Source organism: Cohnella sp. GbtcB17 (genome assembly GCF_019091135.1).
GTDB lineage: Bacteria > Bacillota > Bacilli > Paenibacillales > Paenibacillaceae > Cohnella.
The window spans coordinates 1-739 of record NZ_JAGXJW010000153.1; the positions used below are offsets into that span (position 1 = coordinate 1).

7 tRNA genes are annotated in these 739 nt (G+C 51.8%); all 7 read left to right on the forward strand.

The window, feature by feature from the left end:
- Window positions 1–90: 90 nt before the first annotated feature.
- Window positions 91–167: transfer RNA gene (locus tag KVT38_RS33410), tRNA-Asp, on the forward strand.
- Between the two features lie 27 nt (window positions 168–194).
- Window positions 195–270 (forward strand) — tRNA-Phe (locus KVT38_RS33415).
- Between the two features lie 22 nt (window positions 271–292).
- A tRNA-Thr gene (locus KVT38_RS33420) sits at window positions 293–368 on the forward strand.
- Between the two features lie 15 nt (window positions 369–383).
- Window positions 384–468: transfer RNA gene (locus KVT38_RS33425), tRNA-Tyr, on the forward strand.
- Between the two features lie 18 nt (window positions 469–486).
- Window positions 487–560, forward strand: a tRNA-Trp gene (locus KVT38_RS33430).
- A gap of 17 nt (window positions 561–577) precedes the next feature.
- Window positions 578–653, forward strand: a tRNA-His gene (locus KVT38_RS33435).
- A 10-nt stretch (window positions 654–663) separates the two neighbouring features.
- Window positions 664–738, forward strand: a tRNA-Gln gene (locus KVT38_RS33440).
- Window position 739 lies beyond the last annotated feature (1 nt).

A 739-nucleotide genomic window follows, 5' to 3' on the forward strand; every position in this document is an offset into this window, starting at 1 on the left:
GAGGCTTAGCTCAGCCGGGAGAGCATCTGCCTTACAAGCAGAGGGTCGGGGGTTCGATCCCCTCAGCCTCCACCATCGATTTAACCACATGGAGCTGTGGTGTAGAGGCCTAACATGCCTGCCTGTCACGCAGGAGACCGCGGGTTCGAATCCCGTCAGCTCCGCCATTTTCCTTCTAACTTAGAATGCAAAATGGCTCGGTAGCTCAGTTGGTAGAGCAGAGGACTGAAAATCCTCGTGTCGGCGGTTCGATTCCGTCCCGAGCCACCATCTGAGTAATGCCTTAAGTTATGCCGTTGTAGCTCAATTGGTAGAGCAACTGACTTGTAATCAGTAGGTTGGGGGTTCAAGTCCTCTCGACGGCACCATTGTTTTACAGTCATGGAGGATTAGCGAAGTGGCCAAACGCGGCAGACTGTAAATCTGTTCCCTCAGGGTTCGGTGGTTCAAATCCATCATCCTCCACCAGTTTTACCTTAACATTATAGGGGCATAGTTTAAAGGTAGAACAGCGGTCTCCAAAACCGTTAGTGTGGGTTCAATTCCTGCTGCCCCTGCCAATGAACTTGGTAATATGGCGATCGTGGCGAAGTGGTTAACGCATCGGTTTGTGGATCCGACATTCGGGGGTTCAATTCCCCTCGATCGCCCCATCTTTACCTTTGGGGATTAGCCAAGCGGTAAGGCAACGGACTTTGACTCCGTCACTCCTAGGTTCGAATCCTAGATCCCCAGCCAT